Origin of the sequence: Sorangium sp. So ce1014 (assembly GCF_051521505.1) — a bacterium.
GTDB lineage: Bacteria > Myxococcota_A > Polyangia > Polyangiales > Polyangiaceae > Sorangium.
In genome coordinates, this window is the sequence record NZ_CP150356.1 from 1,994,034 (window position 1) to 2,009,905 (window position 15,872).

10 protein-coding genes are annotated in these 15,872 nt (G+C 71.5%); 5 read left to right on the forward strand and 5 right to left on the reverse strand.

What is annotated here, in order from left to right:
- Nucleotides 1-205: 205 nt before the first annotated feature.
- Nucleotides 206-691, reverse strand: a complete 486-nt coding sequence (locus WME75_RS07615) for a hypothetical protein (RefSeq protein ID WP_437487829.1) — start codon at nt 689-691, stop codon at nt 206-208.
- A 347-nt stretch (nt 692-1,038) separates the two neighbouring features.
- Between WME75_RS07615 and WME75_RS07620 the strand changes: the two genes are divergently transcribed.
- Nucleotides 1,039-2,364: an MFS transporter gene (locus WME75_RS07620; protein ID WP_437487831.1), complete on the forward strand. Its 1,326-nt coding sequence runs from the start codon at nt 1,039-1,041 to the stop codon at nt 2,362-2,364.
- A gap of 92 nt (nt 2,365-2,456) precedes the next feature.
- The gene (locus WME75_RS07625) at nt 2,457-3,533 is read left to right on the forward strand and encodes an ABC transporter substrate-binding protein (RefSeq protein WP_437487834.1); all 1,077 of its coding nucleotides are present in this window, start codon (nt 2,457-2,459) and stop codon (nt 3,531-3,533) included.
- Nucleotides 3,534-3,566: 33 nt separating this feature from the next.
- Here the strand turns inward: WME75_RS07625 and WME75_RS07630 are convergent, their stop codons facing one another.
- On the reverse strand, nt 3,567-4,820 hold the full coding sequence (locus tag WME75_RS07630; RefSeq protein WP_437487837.1) for an efflux RND transporter periplasmic adaptor subunit: 1,254 nt from the start codon (nt 4,818-4,820) through the stop codon (nt 3,567-3,569).
- Nucleotides 4,817-8,083, reverse strand: coding sequence for an efflux RND transporter permease subunit (locus tag WME75_RS07635; protein ID WP_437487840.1), 3,267 nt, complete (start codon nt 8,081-8,083; stop codon nt 4,817-4,819). Before WME75_RS07635 ends, WME75_RS07630 begins: the two co-directional genes overlap by 4 nt.
- Before the next feature lie 126 nt (nt 8,084-8,209).
- Between WME75_RS07635 and WME75_RS07640 the strand changes: the two genes are divergently transcribed.
- Entirely contained in the window at nt 8,210-9,187 is a 978-nt protein-coding gene (locus WME75_RS07640) for a LysR substrate-binding domain-containing protein (protein WP_437487843.1), read from the forward strand.
- Nucleotides 9,188-9,670: 483 nt separating this feature from the next.
- On the opposite strand, the gene WME75_RS07645 is transcribed toward WME75_RS07640, so the two are convergent.
- Together WME75_RS07645 and WME75_RS07650 are read right to left on the reverse strand one after the other, a co-directional pair.
- Complete coding sequence (locus WME75_RS07645; protein WP_437487846.1) at nt 9,671-11,800, reverse strand: substrate-binding domain-containing protein; 2,130 nt, start codon at nt 11,798-11,800, stop codon at nt 9,671-9,673.
- A 271-nt stretch (nt 11,801-12,071) separates the two neighbouring features.
- Nucleotides 12,072-12,641 (reverse strand): hypothetical protein, encoded by a 570-nt coding sequence (locus tag WME75_RS07650; protein ID WP_437487848.1) that lies wholly within the window; start codon nt 12,639-12,641, stop codon nt 12,072-12,074.
- A gap of 62 nt (nt 12,642-12,703) precedes the next feature.
- On the opposite strand from WME75_RS07650, the gene WME75_RS07655 reads away from it, so the two are divergent.
- Nucleotides 12,704-14,389 (forward strand): hypothetical protein, encoded by a 1,686-nt coding sequence (locus WME75_RS07655; RefSeq protein WP_437487851.1) that lies wholly within the window; start codon nt 12,704-12,706, stop codon nt 14,387-14,389.
- A gap of 315 nt (nt 14,390-14,704) precedes the next feature.
- The gene (locus WME75_RS07660) at nt 14,705-15,871 is read left to right on the forward strand and encodes a hypothetical protein (RefSeq protein ID WP_437487854.1); all 1,167 of its coding nucleotides are present in this window, start codon (nt 14,705-14,707) and stop codon (nt 15,869-15,871) included.
- The last annotated feature ends 1 nt before the right edge of the window (nt 15,872 follow it).

Sequence of the window (15,872 nt, forward strand, 5' to 3'; positions counted from 1 at the left end):
ATCCTGCCTGGGCGCTCTCCCTCGAGCGACGGCGAGCGGCCGCGGCGAGGCGCGCCGCCGGCCTCGGCGCCCACCGGCCCTTCACGCCGGGCGCAGCGACGCGCCGTTCAGGCCGCCGCGCCGCGCCGCGAGCTCCCAGATCGTACCTGAGCAGGCGCTCGCCGCTGCGATCTTCGAGCGCGGGCGCCGCCCTCGGAGACGCGCATCAGAACCGGATGATCACCTCGTGAACGCGGCGCCCCTCGGTCTTGCCCTCGCTGGCCTCCGGCGCGTCGTCCGAGGGCGCGGCATCGTCCGCGGGCGCCGCCTTCTCGGCTGCCGGCTCGCCCTCCTTGCACTCGTACTTCACGCGCCACTCGGTCGTCTGTACCGTGCTCGTGTTCTCCTGCTTCCGCTTCTTCGGCCCGAAGAAGTCCTTCTCGCGGCGCTCGCTGGATTCGGACACGGACTCTTCTCCGACGACGGTCTCGCCTTCTTCGACGATCTCGTACCGGTCCGGGCCCCCGCAGGTCGTGGCCATCGTGCTGTTGGCCTTCTGCATCGCCACCTCGCGATCGCCGAGGATCGCGAGCTCGCCGCCGGCCTTTGCCCTCCTCACGACGCGCACGTCGCCGTACGGCTTCCACGAGCACGCAGCCGTGGAACAGAGCGCGAACGACGCAATCAGTACATGGATCGCAGGCAATTTCATGCGTAGAACCAGTACCACCCTGCAAACGGCGGGGGCAACAACAAAGCGCGGCCAGACCCCGTGCAAAACCTGCTCCTCTGCGCGCGCGGGCTGGTCGGCGAGACGGCCAGTGGACCGGGGAAGCTCGCATTGGAGATCTCCGCCGCAGCAGTCCAGCAGCGCAGAGTCTGATGCGTGAAATTATCGCATTGTTGGAATTTCTCGCCGCTGGCGGGGCCGCGTCGTCGTGGGCGGCGCGGCGGGGTCCTGCTCGCGCCGGAGCAGCGGATCACCACCGCGTGCTGCCAGGGCAGCAGCGCGAGCGCGAGGGGCCTCGAAATGCGGCGCGCGGCGGCGCGGCACGGGCGTTGCTGATCGTCGCTGGCGCCGGCGCTGGCGCTGGCACGCGGCGACGGCTGCTGATCGCCGGCGCGGATCAACAGGACGGCTTCGAGCCGTGCCCCGAGGTCAAGCTGCGCTCCTTCATCGACAAGAACCGCTTTCTTCTGGTGTTCGCGGCGCTGTCCTCGGTCATGGGCATCAGCGTCGGCGTGGCCAAGGTGACCACGACGCTCTACGCGCTGGAGCTCGAGGCGAACGAGGCGCTGCTCGGCCTCATCGCCGGGTCGCAGAGCATCGGGGTGCTGCTCATGAGCATCCCGATCGGGCTCCTCGTGGAGCACCTCGGGCCGGCGCGGCTGTTCGTGCTGGGGAGCCTCGTGGCCGGGACCCTCTACATGGCCTTGCCGGCGGTCCCGTCTCCGGTGTTCCTGCTGGCCTGCACGACGGCGATCAGCTTCTTCATGCCGCTGCGCTTCGTCTCGCTGAGCACCGTGTTCATGCAGCAGCTCGATACGGTGGGTGAGGGCAAGGCCGGCTGGTACCGCGGCACCCATATGATCGGCATGTTCCTGCTCGGCCCCATGCTCGCGGCCACCCTCACGAAGGCGCTGGGTTTCCGGGGCACCTACTGGCTCATCGGGGCGTGTTTCCTTGTCACGGTCTTCATGTCGCCGATCGTCTTCGGTCGTTATGCGGCGCGGTCCACCTCCCCTCGAGCGCTCCGGCTCTCCGGCGTCCGGTCCGACCTCGCCCTGCTCGCGCAGGACATCGAGCTGCGCAGCGTGTGCATGATCGAGTTCGCGGCCCAGTCGGTCAATTCGTTCTTCATGTTCTTCATCATCCCGATCGGCATCGCCGTCGCTCAGCTGACGGCGGCCGACGCCTCGGGGCTGCTCGCCTGGCAGGGCGTGACCTACATCTTCGCGCTGTTCGCGCTGGGCGGCCTGGTGGGCCGGCTGGGGCACGAGCGCGTCTATCTCGCCAGCTTCGTCCTCGTCCCGAGCGCGCTCTTGCTGCTCGGCCTCTCGCGCGATCTGGCCCTGCTCCGGTCCGGCGGCCTGCTCCTCGGCCTCGGCCTCGGCCTCTTGCAGATCGCGAACCTCACCCGCATCGCCCGGATCGGCGCGCGGGTGGGGCGGGGGAAGGTGGCCGGCCTGCACGCCCTGGTGGGGCCGTCAGGAGGCCTGTTCGGCAGCACCGTGGGCGGCCTCGTGGGCAAGAGCCTGGGGCTCCAGTCCATGTTCCTGCTCCTGACCGTGCTCTTCGGCCTGCTCCTCGCCCTGGCGCGCAGGACGTCGAGCGCGGTGGCGGCGGTGCACCCCGCGTCCCCCGAGCCCGCGGCCGCCGAGTAGAGGCGCGCGTCGCCGCGCCGTCGAGGGGGCCCCGGCAGAAGAGAGATGAGCCAGACCAAGCGCCGACGCACGGCGCACAGAGGCCCTGCATCATGAGTGAACTCGACAGCCCAGCTCCGCTCTCCGCCACCCGTCGCGCGTTCGCGGCGGCGCTCTGCGCCGCGCTCGCGCTCGCGCTCGCCGCCTGCTCGAAGGTCGAGCCCGGCGGCGGCCGGGGCAAGGGCGACGGGGGCGCCGGCGACCACGAGGTGCTCGAGCTGCGCTATCAGGGGTTCTCCGGCGTGGTCACGCTGCCCGAGCTGGCGGAGGACCTCGGGTACCTCGCCCCGATCCAGCTGAGCTATGTCGGCAACACGATCAGCGGGCCGCAGGACATCCAGACGGTGGTCACCGGAGACACAGATTTCGGGCAGGCCTTCAACGGCGCCGTGATCAAGCTGATCGCCGCCGGCGCGCCGCTCCGGGCGGTGGTGGGCGGCTACGGGGTCGACGCGAAGCGGTGGAGCGGCTTCTACGTGGCCGAGGACAGCGCCATCCGGGGGCCGCGGGATCTGCTCGGCAAGAAGGTCGCCATGAACACGCTGGGCGCGCACCACGAGCTCATGCTGAAGGAGTACCTGTCGCGTCACGGCCTGACGAGCGACGAGATCGCGCAGATCACGCTGGTGGTGCTGCCGCCCGTGAGCGCGGAGCAGGCGCTCCGGCAGGGGCAGGTCGACGTCTCGGTCCTCGGCGACATCCTGCGCGACAAGGCGCTCGAGCGCGGCGGCCTCCGGGCGCTGTTCTCGGATCACGAGCTGTTCGGGGAGTTCACCGCCGGCAGCTACGTGCTGACAAGGCGCTTCCTAAGGGAGAGCCCGAACAGCGCCCGCAAGCTCGTCGAGGCGGCGGCGCGCGCCATCGAGTGGGCCCGGACCACCCCGCGCGAGGAGGTGGTGGCCCGCCTGGAGCGCATCATCGCGCGGCGGGGCCGCAACGAGGACGCGTCGCTTGTCAAGTACTGGACAAGCATGGGTGTCGCCGGCAAAGGCGGGCTCCTGTCGGCGAAGGAATACCAGGTCTGGATCGACTGGCTGGTGAAGGACGGCGAGCTGAAAGCGGGCCAGATCAAGGCCGAGGACCTGTTCACGAACGAGCTCAACCCGTTCGCGGCAACGCAGGTCCAGTGACGGCGCAAGCCCCGGCGAGGCCCTCCCGGGGCGTCACGGCACGACCTCGACCGCCATTCCGTCGGTCAGCTCCGCGCTCGCGAGCTTCACGATGCGCTCGCTCCCGTCGAGCCCGGTCGACACGTGGATCGTCGCGCCCGTGTCGCGCCCGACGGTGATGGGCACGAAGCGGATCTTGCCCCCGGCCTCCACGACGGCCACGCGGAGCCCCTTGGCGTCGTTGTAGAGCGCCGTCGCCGGGATCTCGAGCACGCGGTGCGGCGTGGACAAGGTCAGCGCGACCTCGGCGTACATGCCCGCGAGGAGCCGCCCGTCAGGGTTCGGCACCCGCACCTCCGTGTTCATCGTCCGCGTCGCCGCGTCGAGCGCGCCGGCCGTGCGCGCGATCGTGCCCTGGAACGGCTGCGCCGCGAACTCGCGCACCGTCACCTTCGCGGGCGCGTCGACCCGCACGCTGGGCGCCACGTCCTGCGGGACGCCCACGAAGACGCGCACCGGATCGGTCGCGGAGATCCGGAAGAGCGGCGTCCCGTTGCCCGCCGTGACCAGCGCCCCGCGCTCGATCGTCCGCGAGGTGACCGTCCCCGCGAACGGCGCGGCGATCTTCGCGAACTTCTTGAGATCCAGGAGGCGCTGGATGCTCGCCTTCTGCGCGGTGATCGCCGCCTGCGCCACGGTGACGCCCGCCTCGGCGACGTGCGCCTGCCCCTGCCGCTCCTCGAGCTCCTCCTGCGGCGCGACGCCCGCGGGGACGAGCTGCTCGTAGCGCTTCATGCTCGACCGCGACAGGTCGCGGCTCGCCTGCGCCTGCACGAGGCCGGCGCTCGCCTGAACGAGCTGCGCGCGGGCCTGCGCGAGCTCCTGATCGAGCTCGGGCGTGTCGATCTCGGCGAGGACCTGCCCCTCCTCGACCCTGTCGCCGAGGTCCACGGTCCACCTCCGCACGTAGCCGCTCACGCGCGGGTAGACGACCGTCTCCTCGAGGGGCTGGATGCTCCCCGGCAGGGCGAGCGCCCGGTCGCTCGACACAGGCTGCGGCGCGACGACCACGACGCGCGGGGCGGCGCCCTCGGTGGCCCGCACGCCCTCCTCGAGCGCCGCGCGGGCGCTCCGGCGGGGCAGGTAGGCCGCGGCGAACGCGGCCCCGAGCACGACGACGAGGCCCACGCCGAGGGCGACGCCGCGCGTCCGCGTCATCGCGGCGGGCGGCGGCAGATCGAAGCCGAGATCGTCGGCGGGAAGGCCCGGGGGCGGAGCGGGGGCAAGAGCGGGGTCGGGGGGGCTCATAGGTCCTCTGCGAGCAGGTCTCGGGCCGGGGCCTTGTTCCGGAGGAGGCTGTACATCACCGGCACGAAGAAGAGCGTGCTCAGCGTCGCGACGAGCAGGCCGCCGATGACCGCGCGGCCCAGCGGGGCGTTCTGCTCGCCGCCCTCGCCGAGGCCGAGCGACATGGGCAGCATGCCGAAGATCATCGCGAGCGCGGTCATGAGCACCGGCCGCAGGCGCGTCATGCCCGCGGCGAGCGCCGCGGTGCCCGCGTCGCGGCCCAGCTTGCGCTGCTCGTTCGCGAACGTCACGACGAGGATGCTGTTGGCCGTGGCGACGCCGACGCACATGATCGACCCCATGAGCGCGGGCACGCTCAGCGTCGTGTGCGTCACGAAGAGCATCCACGCGATGCCCGCCACCGCGCCCGGGAGCGCCATCAGGATGATGAGCGGGTCGAGCCACGACTGGAAGTTCACGACCATCAGCAGGTAAACGAGCACGACCGCGAAGAGGAGCCCGTAGCCGAGCCCGGTGAACGAGGAGTCCATGCTCTCCGCCTGCCCCTTGAGGGTCACCTTGGTCCCGCGCGGCATCTCGGGCCTGAGCTCGTCGACGACGCGCGCGACCGCGCCCGCGACCGAGCCGAGGTCGGTGCCGTCGACGTTCGCCTGGACGTCGAACGTCCTCGCGACGTTGTAGTGGGTGATGTTCGCCGGCCCTGTCGTGCGCGACAGCGACGCGACGTTCGACAGGAGCTGGGGGCGGCCGTCGCCGGTCGACAGCGGCGTCGCGTTCACGTCGTCGATGGACCTGAGCGCGTACTGGGGCGTCTGCACGGCGACGAGGTACTGCACGCCGCGCTTGTCGAGCCAGTAGGTCGGCGACGTCTGCCCGCTCGACGAGAGCGAGACAAGGACGTCGCTCGCCACGTCGCGCTGGGTGAGCCCCATCTGGTCGGCCATCGTGCGGTCGACGTCGATGCGGAGCTGCGGCCTCGCCGGCACCTGCGCCATGTGGACGTCGACCGCGCCGGGGATCTTCTGCATGCGGTCGGCGATCCGCAGCGCGACCGCGTAGGTCTCGTCCTCCTTGCCGATCGGGCCCACGACCTGGACGTTGAGCGGCGCCGCGAGGCCGAAGTTCAGCACCTGCGTCGAGATGTCGGGGGCGAGGAAGAAGAACGTCGACTCGGGGTACGTCGCGTTGAGCTTCGCGCGGAGCTTCCGGACGTAATCGGCGGTCGGCTTGTGGTGCTCCTCGAGCGCGATGAAGATCTGCCCGTCGGCCGACGAGATCTGCGCGCCCTCGCTCAGCGACAGGTTGATGCCGCTCGCCGGGATCCCGAGGTTGTCGAGCATCGTGCGGATCTCGCCCGGCGGGATCACCTCGCGGATGGTCTCCTGGATCTGGGCGAAGCGCCGCTCGCTCTCCTCGAGGCGGGTGCCCGGCGCGCCGCGCACGTGGAGCTTGATGAGCCCGGCGTCGACGGTCGGGAAGAAGTCGCGGCCGAGGAGCGGGATCAGCGCGATCGAGGCGGCGACGAACACAAGGAACGCCCCGACGAACCCGGCGCGGTGCGCGAGCGCCCACGCGAGCCACCCGCCGTACGCCCCCCGCAGCCGGTCGAAGGCGCGGTTGAACGCGGCGAAGGCGCGCCCGAAGAGGCTCTTCGGTCTCGACGTGGGTCGGGGATCGGCGTTCGCCGTCTTTGACGTGGGTCGGGGATCGGCGTTCGCCGTCTTTGACGTGGGTCGGGGATCGGCGTTCGCCGTCCCCTCCGGGCCATGGGCGTGCTCCGCCGCCTCGCGCTCGAGCAGCAGGCGCACGAGGGTCGGGACGAGCGTCCGCGACAGGAAGTACGACATGAGCATGGCGAAGACGACCGCCATGGCCATCGGCACGAAGAGCGACTTCGCGGCGCCAGTGATGAAGACCACCGGCACGAAGACGATGCAGATGCAGAGCGTCGAGACGAGCGCCGGGAGGGCGATCTCCTGCGCCCCGTCGACGATGGCCCGGATGAACGGCTTCCGCTGCCCCAGGTGGCGGTGGATGTTCTCGATGGACACGGTCGCGTCGTCGACGAGGATGCCGACCGCGAGCGCCATCCCGCCGAGCGTCATCACGTTGAGCGTGTGGCCCAGGGCGTTGAGGGCGATGATCGAGACGAGGATCGAGAGCGGGATGCTGAGGATGACGATGAGCGTGCTGCGCCAGCTCCCGAGGAACAGCAGGATCATGAGCGCGGTGAGCCCCGCGGCGATGAGCGCCTCGTGCACGACCCCGTCGACCGCCGCGCGCACGAATACCGACTGATCGAAGAGCAGCGAGACCTTGAGCTCCTTCGGGAGCTTCTCCAGCGTGGCCGGCAGCATCGCGTGGATGCGCGAGGTGACGTCGAGCGTGCTCGCGCTCCCGTTCTTGAGGATGCTCAGGAGCACGCTGCGCTTGCCCTCCACGTGCACCATGTTCGTCTGCGGCGCGTTCCCGTCGCGGACGCTCGCGACGTCGCGGAGGTACACGGTCGTCCCGTTGACGGTCCTGAGCGGCAGCTTGCCGAGGTCCTCGAAGGCCTCGGGGCTGCTGTTCATGAGGACGGGGTACTCGTTCTCCCCCATCTTCGCCGTGCCGGAGGGCAGGATGACGTTCTGCAGCCCGAGCGCGGCGTTCACGTCGCGCGGCGACAGCCCCCAGGCGAAGAGGCGCTGCGGGTCGATGTCGACCATGATCTGGCGCTGCTTGCCGCCGTAGGGCCAGGGGATCTGCGTGCCCCGGATCGTGGCGATGTCGGCGCGGATGAAGTTGACCGCGTAATCGAAGAGCTGCTGCTCGCTCAGCGAATCGCTCTCGAGCGCGGCCTGGAGGATGGGCACGCTGGAGGCGCTGTAACGGATGATGAGCGGCGGGCTGATGCCGGGCGGCATCATGCGGATGGCGGTCTGCGAGACCGCCGTGACCTGCGCGGTCGCGGCCTCGATGCTGGCGCCCGGCTGGAGGAAGATCTTGATGATCGCGATGCCGGTGAGCGACTGGCTCTCGATGTGGTCGATGTCGTTGACCGTGGTCGTCAGGAAGCGCTCGTAGTTGTTGACGATGCGCTTCTCCATCTCCTCGGGGGGGAGGCCGCCGTAGTTGAAAATGACGGACAGGACCGGGATGTCGATGTCGGGGAAGATGTCCGTCGGCATCCGGGTGATGGTGAACACGCCCAGGATGACGATGAGCATCGACATCACGATGAACGTGTACGTGCGTTGCAGCGCGATCCGGACGAGCCACATGGGCCATTTCCCGTCCCCCGCCGGAGCGCCCCGGCCGGGGCGGCGCCCGGAGGGCAGGCCTCGCATTTAGGGTGCCCCTGACGTTCGTCCAATCTATTATTTCGTATCACACGATACCTTCAAGGTATGGATCTGCGCCACCTCCGGTACTTCACGGCCGTCGCCGAGGAGCGGCATTTCGGCCGCGCGGCGCAGCGGCTCGGCATCGCCCAGCCCCCGCTGAGCCGGCAGATCCAGGATCTCGAGGCCGAGCTCGGGTTCTCGCTCTTCGATCGCTCGCGGCGGCGGGTCGAGCTGACGCCGGCGGGCGCGGTCTTCCTCGCCCACGTCCGGCGGGTCTTCGACGCGCTCGAGCTCGCGGTGCACGAGGCCAGGCGCGCGAGCGTCGGCGAGACCGGGCGCCTCGTGGTCGGGTACCTGTCATCGCTCGCCTACAGCGGCATCACCGAGCTGGTCCGCGCCTTTCGCGCGGACTTCCCGTCGGTGGAGCTCGCGCTGCGCGAGATGCCGCCGCAGGAGCAGATCGACGCGCTCAAGGACGGGCGCATCGACGTCGGGTTCGTGAGGGCGCCGCTCAACGACGCCCGGCTCGCCTCCGAGTGCGTCCGGCGCGAGCCGCTCCTGGTCGCCCTGCCGGCGGATCACCCGCTCGCGGGGCGCAAGCGCATCCCGCTCGAGCTCCTGTCGCACGAGCCGTTCGTCGTGTTCCCGCGCCAGCGCGGGTCGGCCTTCTTCGACCTGGTGATGGGGCTCTGCCGCGAGGCGGGCTTCTCTCCGCGCATCGTGCAGGAGGCGCTGCACCTCGACATCCTGAGCCTCGTGGCGGCGGGCTTCGGCGTCTCTATCCTGCCGGAATCCATCAAAAATATCCGACGCGGCGGGCTCGCGCTGCGGCCGATCGTGGGCGCGCCGTCGACGGTCCTCCTCGTCGCGTGGCGCGCCGACGACGCCTCGCCCACGCTCGGGCAGTTCCTCTCGTTCGTGCGGCGGGTGGGCGTCAGTCGGAGCAAGCCGCGCGCGCCGCGCCGCGCACCCGGCGAAGGCGAGCGCGGCGCGCCGGCTCGCGGGGCAGGGGCGGCGGAGCCAGACGTGGACGCGTCGTAGAGGAGCCGAGCGCGCGCCGGCCGTTCGGATCCCGACCGCGGGGTGAGCTCATCGGACGTGCGAGCAGCTCGCGACTTTCTGATCGACCGAGTCGCACACTGCCAAGCACACGTCGATGCCACGTCGGCAACAGCCATCGGCGGTACACTGCCCAGCGCGCGCTTCAAACCCACTGTCGCACCGGACGACCCAGGAAACGCACTCATCGGTGATGCTGCACTCGATAGGATCCTCGTCGCACTCCTCGCCTGCGCACCCGCTGGTGCTTGTGACGAGCACGCCGACGTGCATCGCGACGGCCGCGAGCGCTGTCGCGGCGGACAGACGTACAAGGTTCGACATGGCTTGCTCCTCCGGGGCGCAGCCTCCTCTACCCGGCGCGATCAGGTCAACGACAATGTGGACCCACGCACGGCGAGGTCAGCGCCGGTCCGCCGCGCAGGCGGCCGCTCCGGGGAGCGCCGGGCGCTGCCGGGCGGCGGCTCAGGCACGGGGCGCCCGGGGTCCGGTGATCGGCTGTCGCCTGCGGCGCAGCGCCGAGAGCGCGCTGGCGACGGTCGGATAAAGCGTCATCCCCTCGAGGTCGATGCCGAGCTGGGTGAACTCCTGCGCGACCTGCGGCCGCATCCCCACGACGATGACCTCGGCGCCGAGCAGGAGGGCGGCGCGGGTCGTCTTTCTCAGCGACGCTGCGACCTGCATGTCGGCGAAGGGCACGCCGGTGATATCCATCAGCAACACCTCGGCTTCCTGGCGGCTGAGCTCCGCGAGCACCACCTCGAGCACGTGGCTCGCGCGCTCCAGATCGATGGCCCCGACGAGCGGCACGAGCAGCACCCCCTTGTCGAGCGGGATGACCGGGCACCCGAGCCGGCGCACGGCGTCGGCGAGGGCGCGCTCGCGCTCGTAGGCGGCGCGCGTCTGCTTCTCCTGCTCGATCAGCGACTCGATCAGCGACGCGCGCTCGAATGTCGCGGTGAGCATCGCCACCCACATGTCCATGTCCCGGTGATCCAGCCCGAGCGGGCTGCTCACCGGAGCGCAGATGGCCAGGACGCCGCGATCCTCGCCCTGGCTGCGGAGCGGGATGAGCCGGATGACGTGGTCGCCGTCGACCTGGACGGCGGCAGGTAGCCAGTCGCCGCGCGGGAACTCCGCCGCAGCAATGCGCGTGTCCGCCGCCGGCGAGGCGATCGGCATGCCGGGGCAGGAGCTCTCGACGATCCGCAGCCTCGGACCGGCGTCCCCGGGCTCTTCCCACACGGCGAGGCAGCCCCAGCTCATCTGCACGGCGGAGAGCCAGCTCAGCTTGCTCCCGCCGTTGTCGGCGTGCTCCAGGAGCGTCTCCCGGACAACGAGGTTGATGTCGAGGAGGCTGTTCAGGTAATCGGCGCGGGTCGCCTCGATCGCCACCCGGCCTTCCATCATGTCGTGGCGAGCCCTCCTGATGTACCCCGTGACGCGCCGCTTCGCGGCGGCGTCCCCGGCGCCGCGGAGCATCGCCTGGCCCGCTTGCTCCAGCCGGTCGATCATCGCCAGGAGCAGGTCGATATGGGGCATCTGCTCCGCGGCCTCCCGCCATGCCCGCTCCAGCGCCGCCGGAGGGGGGCCAGGCCTCCCCTGGGCGGCCGCCTCGAGCCCGAGGACCACGTCCGTCACGCCAGGCCAGGTATCCGCCGGCGGCGCGCTCCGGTCGAGCGCCGACGAGAAGGTGGCGAGATCGACCAGCTCCCGAGCGAGCGTGTCGGCCGGGTCCGCGGCGCCCTCGGCCGACGCGGGCGCCTCGCGCTGCTCCGGGGCGGGCGAGCAGCCGCACGAGCGGCGCACGACAAGGAGCGTCGGCGCGATGTGCCCCGCGCTCGGGACATCCCGTCCAGCGAGGAGATCGAGGAGCAGCTGGGCGGCCGTCCTGCCGATCCAGTCGAACCGCTGGCGGACCGTGGTCAGCGGCGGCGAGGCGTACCTGGCCGCCTCGATGTCGTCGAACCCGACGAGGGCGAGGTCCTCGGGGACGCGGACGCCCGCCTCGGAGAGCGCGTCGATGGCCCCGAGCGCCCCCTGGTCGGTGGCCATGAACATCGCGGTGCAGGGCACGCCCGATCCGACGAGGCGTTGCGCGGCGAACCGCCCGCTCACCCGCTCGTTGTTCGGGAGCTCGAAGACGAGGGCGGGATCGAACGGAATCCCGCGCTCGTCGAGCGCGTCCCGGTAGGCCTGGAAGCGCTGCCGGATATCCTCGTGCGCCATGTTGCCCGCGAAGACGATCCGCCTGTGCCCGTGCTCGATCAGGTGACGCACGGCCGCCAGGGCGCCGCCGTGGTTGTCGGGCAGGACGTACGGGCAGCGCCCGTCCCTGGAGCGCGCGCTGAGGGTCACGACCGGCCGGCCATCGTCGAGGAAGAGCTCGATGTCCGTCGGATCGATCAGGGCGATCCACCCGTCGATCGGGGCCCGCGCGAGCTTCAGCCTGTGAACGTCTCGCGGCGACGACTTGACGGCGATCACGCGATATCCGGAGCGCCCTGCGGCCGACTGGATACCGCCGAGCACCTCGCAGAAATACGTGCCCCAGATGTCGTGGCACATGAGGCCGATGGCTCTATCGAGCGACATGGTGGCAGAACCCTCGGTTGTCCCCAGCACCGGCATTCCGCCGCGCCGCCGTCATAAACAGGTACACTTAGCACGGAACGCACGCGTGCGTCATGCCGCTCGGCGGCGGTTACGGCGGGAGGTACGGCGGAGGCGCGGCCGGGGCTCACGCGCCGTGCGGCGAGCGTCACGCGCCGTGCGGCGAGCGTCACGCGCCGTGCGGCGAGCGTCACGCGCCGTGCGGCGAGCGTCACGCGCCGTGCGGCGAGCGTCACGCGCCGTGCGGCGAGCGTCACGCGCCGTGCGGCGAGCGTTGCTCGGGGTCGCCCGTGAACGGGAATGCCTGCTGCTCGAGGGGCACCCGCCCCTTGCGCTTCGGCCGGCGCGGCGGCGTCCCGGCGTCCGGCTCGGCCGGCGCTGCCTCGGTCCGCTCGGAGCAGCGCGGGCAGAGCGCCGGCAGGGGCTCGTCCGGCTCCGGCGCCGCCTCGGGCACCGAGGGCTCGACCGGCTCCGGCTCGGCCCGCTCCAGCTCGGCGCGGCCGCGCGCGTGCTCGGCGGTGACCAGGGCGCGGAGGGCGCGGGCGGCGGCCCGGTGCTCGGCGGCGGCCCGGCGCAGGCGCGCGACGAGCTCGAGCGCGGCGCGCGGCGGCGCGTGGAAGCGGGCGCGCTCGCGGTGAGCGCAGCTGTCGTGCGCGCCGCCGCCGCTGCCGCAGTCGATGCAGATCCGATCGAGCGAGAGCGGCTCTCCTGCGGCGGAGAACGCCTCGTGCGCCGCGGTGTCGTCGGGGGGGATCGCGTCGACGGGGTCCTCGTCGGGCGGTAGCTCTTCGACGACGACGGCGGCGGCCTTGCGGGAGCGCATGCCTGTCGGCTAGCAGAGGAATGAACGGATGTACAGTACATGCGCCGTGATAGCCTGCCGCCATGATCCTCCTGCTCACGCCGGTCGCGCAGAGGAGCGCGCTGACCCGGCGAGCCCGGCTCGCGCGCGCGGCCTGCCTCGTGGGGGCGGCCGCAGCCTGCCTTGCGCTTGGCTGCCAGGGAATCCTCGGCATTCACGAGGTCTCGCTCGACGGCGCCGGCGGCGCCGGCGGCCACGGCGCCGGCGGTGACGGCGGCGCCGCGTCGGGCGAGGGCGGCGGCGGCGGCGGGCCCGCGCACGGCAGCGGCGGCGGGACGCCCCAGGCGGGCTTCTCGATCGCGCTCGACCCGGCGGCGGCGCGCGTTGTGCGCGGCGGCTCGGCGGAGCTCACGGTCACGGTCACGCGCTCGAGCGGCTTCGCGGGCGACGTCGAGCTCTCGCTGTCGGCTCTGCCGAGCGGGGTCACGGCGAGCCCGGTCGTGGTCCCGGGCGACGGGACCACCGGCGTGCTCACGCTGGCCGCGGAGCCGCTCGCGCTCGTGGGCGGCGCCGCGCCGTCGCTCCGGGCCAGCGCGTCCGGTCAGGAGGACCGCCTGCTGCCTGTCTCGCTGCTCGTCGCCGACCCGCCGGGGACGCTCGATCAGTCGTTCGACGGCGACGGGATCGCCACAAGCGGCACGCCCCACGAGGCGCGCGCCGTCGTCGTCCAGGAGGACGACAAGATCCTCGTCGCCGGCATCGACGGAGACACCTGGGGGCTCGCGCGTTTCCTGCCGAGCGGCGCGCTCGATCCCGAGTTCGGCGCCGGGGGCCTCGTCGTCGGCCGGGAGGGGACGGTCGCGTCGCTGGCCCTGCAGCCGGACGGGCGCATCCTCGCGGTGGGGACGCGCAACGACCAGCTCTCGGTCGTCCGGTTCAACGCGAGCGGCGGGATCGATCAGGCCTTCGGGGCGAGCGGGGTCGCGGCGCTCGGGCCTCAATCGATCAGCAGCTCCCGGGGCTTCGACGTCGCCGTCCAGGGCACCGGCGCGATCATCGCTGTCGGCGTCGGCCCCGGCAACAGCGGTATCGTCGTGAGGTTCTCTTCCACGGGTGACCTCGACCCGAGCTTCGGCGGCCTCGGCGTCGTCTCCATGGAGGAGCGTCCGCTGCACGCGGTCGCCCTCGGCGAGGGCGACCACATCGTGGCCGGAGGGCGGGAGAGGACCGCCGGCCCGAGCCTCCTCGCGGCGCGGCTCGATCGCGACGGGAGCTTCGATCCGGGCTTCGGGACCGGCGGCGTCGCCTACCTCAGCGCCACGCCGTACACCGACAGCGATCTCGCCCTCGGGAGGGACGGCAAGCCGGTTATCGTGGGGTACGCGCTCGACGGCGTGAACCTGTACGCGTTCGGGCGCTTCAACGCGGATGGCTCGGCGGACTCCACGTTTGGCGCGAGCGGCATGGTGACCGCGAGCACGGGAGAGACCCAGTACATGCGAGGCCATGGCGTCGCCCTCCAGGCAGACGGCAAGATCCTCGGCGCGGCCTCGGGGGGTACGTCGGCCTCGGGCCTGACCGCCAAGATCCTCCGGCTCCTGCCGGACGGCACGACGGACGCCGGGTTCGGCGCCTCGGGCGCCCTCGTGCTGGACGACCATCCGGACGCCAATTACCTCTACACCGTCGCCGTCCAGCGCGACGGCCGGATCGTCGCCGCCGGGAAGCGGTCGAGCCTCGGGCTCATGGTGGTGCGCGCCTGGGATTAGCACCGTCGCCAAGGTCGAGGGCGCCGCCGCCGATGACAGGCCTGCAGGGAGGGCGGTGGCATGGCGGTCGAGCTCGTGTGCTAACGTGCGCCCATGAAGCGCTGCACGCCCGCGCTTTCCGGCCCGAGGACCGGCGGAGGCGACAGAGTCGAGAGTTCTACTTGCCGTACCCTTCGAGCTAACCATCCACTCATCCTCTCCTCGCCACAAGAGAGAGCAACCTGGAGTTGACCGATGCGAACACGCCTTCTGGTTCTGATTTCTTCCTCTGTCGCCGCTGCGCTGGTCGCCTGCGGCTCACCCGGTGAGGACACGATGTCGGCGGGGGCTGGCGGCACGTCCGCGACGGGCACCACGACCGGTGTCGGCGGCGGTGGCGGTGGCGGCGAGTGTGAGCTCCTGCCCGAGAGCATCGACGCGGACACGGCCGTCGGCCCCGGGTGCGTGCGCCTCGATCGCACCACGGTGGGGGGCGCAACGCTGACCATTGCCCCCGGAACGACGGTCCTGGTCGGGCCGTCGGGGTACCTGTCGCTGGGCAACGAGAGCGGCTCGACCCTGGTCGCCAGGGGCACCGAGGACGACCCGATCGTCTTCAAGTCGGAAGCGGACTCGCCCGCGCCGGGCGACTGGCAGTGCGTCTACCTGGGCGCCGGGGCAGCGGCTTCCGAGCTCGAATACGCGACGTTCGCGCACGGCGGTCAGCCCTGCGCGGCGACGGGAGCGAACCCCGAGGCGGCCCTCGTGGTCATGGCGCCGGTGCGCAGGATCGCGCAGGTCACGGTCGAGGACAGCCAGCATCACGGCATCCTCATCGGGCCTGACGCCGGCGTGCGCGCGTTCGAGCAGAACACGTTCTCCGGCAACGGCAAGGCGTCGATCAACGTGGCGCTCCGGCAGGTGCTGAGTCTCGGGGCGCCGAACACGTTCTCTGACGCGGACGACTTCATCGAGATCGACAGCACGTTCTCCCTGGAGGCGGACGGCACCTGGCGCAAGCAGGCCGTGCCGTTCCGCACGGGGGGCCTCCAGATCAACCCGGACAGCGAGGTCACCATCGAGGCGGGGACGCGGATCGAGCTCACCGGCGGCAGCATCGAGGCGTTCTCCGCCACGCTGAACCTCGCCGGCACGGAGGAAGAGCCCGTGGTGATCACGTCCGCTCATCCGGAGCCGCAGGCCGGGGACTGGGGATGCCTGATCTACAGCAGCGCGAGCGAGCTCACGCCGATCCTCGATCACGCCATCATCGAGTATGGCGGCAACGGTCAGGGCTGCTCGGGCTCGAACGAGCCGACCTTGCTCTGGGTGCCGCCGACGGCCCGGATCACGAACAGCGTGTTCCGGCACAGCGAGGGGACAGCGATCAAGGGCAGCGGAGAGTGCGACACGGCGGCGTGGTGCACGAACAACCAGTTCGAGGCCATTGCGTCCGGCCCGCTCGAGTGCGGCACCGCGAGCGACGAGACCGCGTGCCCGTGAG

Excerpts from the sequence above, each read along its gene's own strand:
- WME75_RS07630 (WP_437487837.1), bottom strand. The coding sequence starts at position 4,820 with ATGAGCCCCCCCGACCCCGCTCTTGCCCCCGCTCCGCCCCCGGGCCTT.
- WME75_RS07655 (WP_437487851.1), top strand. The coding sequence starts at position 12,704 with ATGATCCTCCTGCTCACGCCGGTCGCGCAGAGGAGCGCGCTGACCCGG.
- WME75_RS07640 (WP_437487843.1), top strand. The coding sequence starts at position 8,210 with ATGGATCTGCGCCACCTCCGGTACTTCACGGCCGTCGCCGAGGAGCGG.
- WME75_RS07635 (WP_437487840.1), bottom strand. The coding sequence starts at position 8,083 with ATGTGGCTCGTCCGGATCGCGCTGCAACGCACGTACACGTTCATCGTG.
- WME75_RS07625 (WP_437487834.1), top strand. The coding sequence starts at position 2,457 with ATGAGTGAACTCGACAGCCCAGCTCCGCTCTCCGCCACCCGTCGCGCG.
- WME75_RS07650 (WP_437487848.1), bottom strand. The coding sequence starts at position 12,641 with ATGCGCTCCCGCAAGGCCGCCGCCGTCGTCGTCGAAGAGCTACCGCCC.
- WME75_RS07660 (WP_437487854.1), top strand. The coding sequence starts at position 14,705 with ATGTCGGCGGGGGCTGGCGGCACGTCCGCGACGGGCACCACGACCGGT.
- WME75_RS07645 (WP_437487846.1), bottom strand. The coding sequence starts at position 11,800 with ATGTCGCTCGATAGAGCCATCGGCCTCATGTGCCACGACATCTGGGGC.
- WME75_RS07615 (WP_437487829.1), bottom strand. The coding sequence starts at position 691 with ATGAAATTGCCTGCGATCCATGTACTGATTGCGTCGTTCGCGCTCTGT.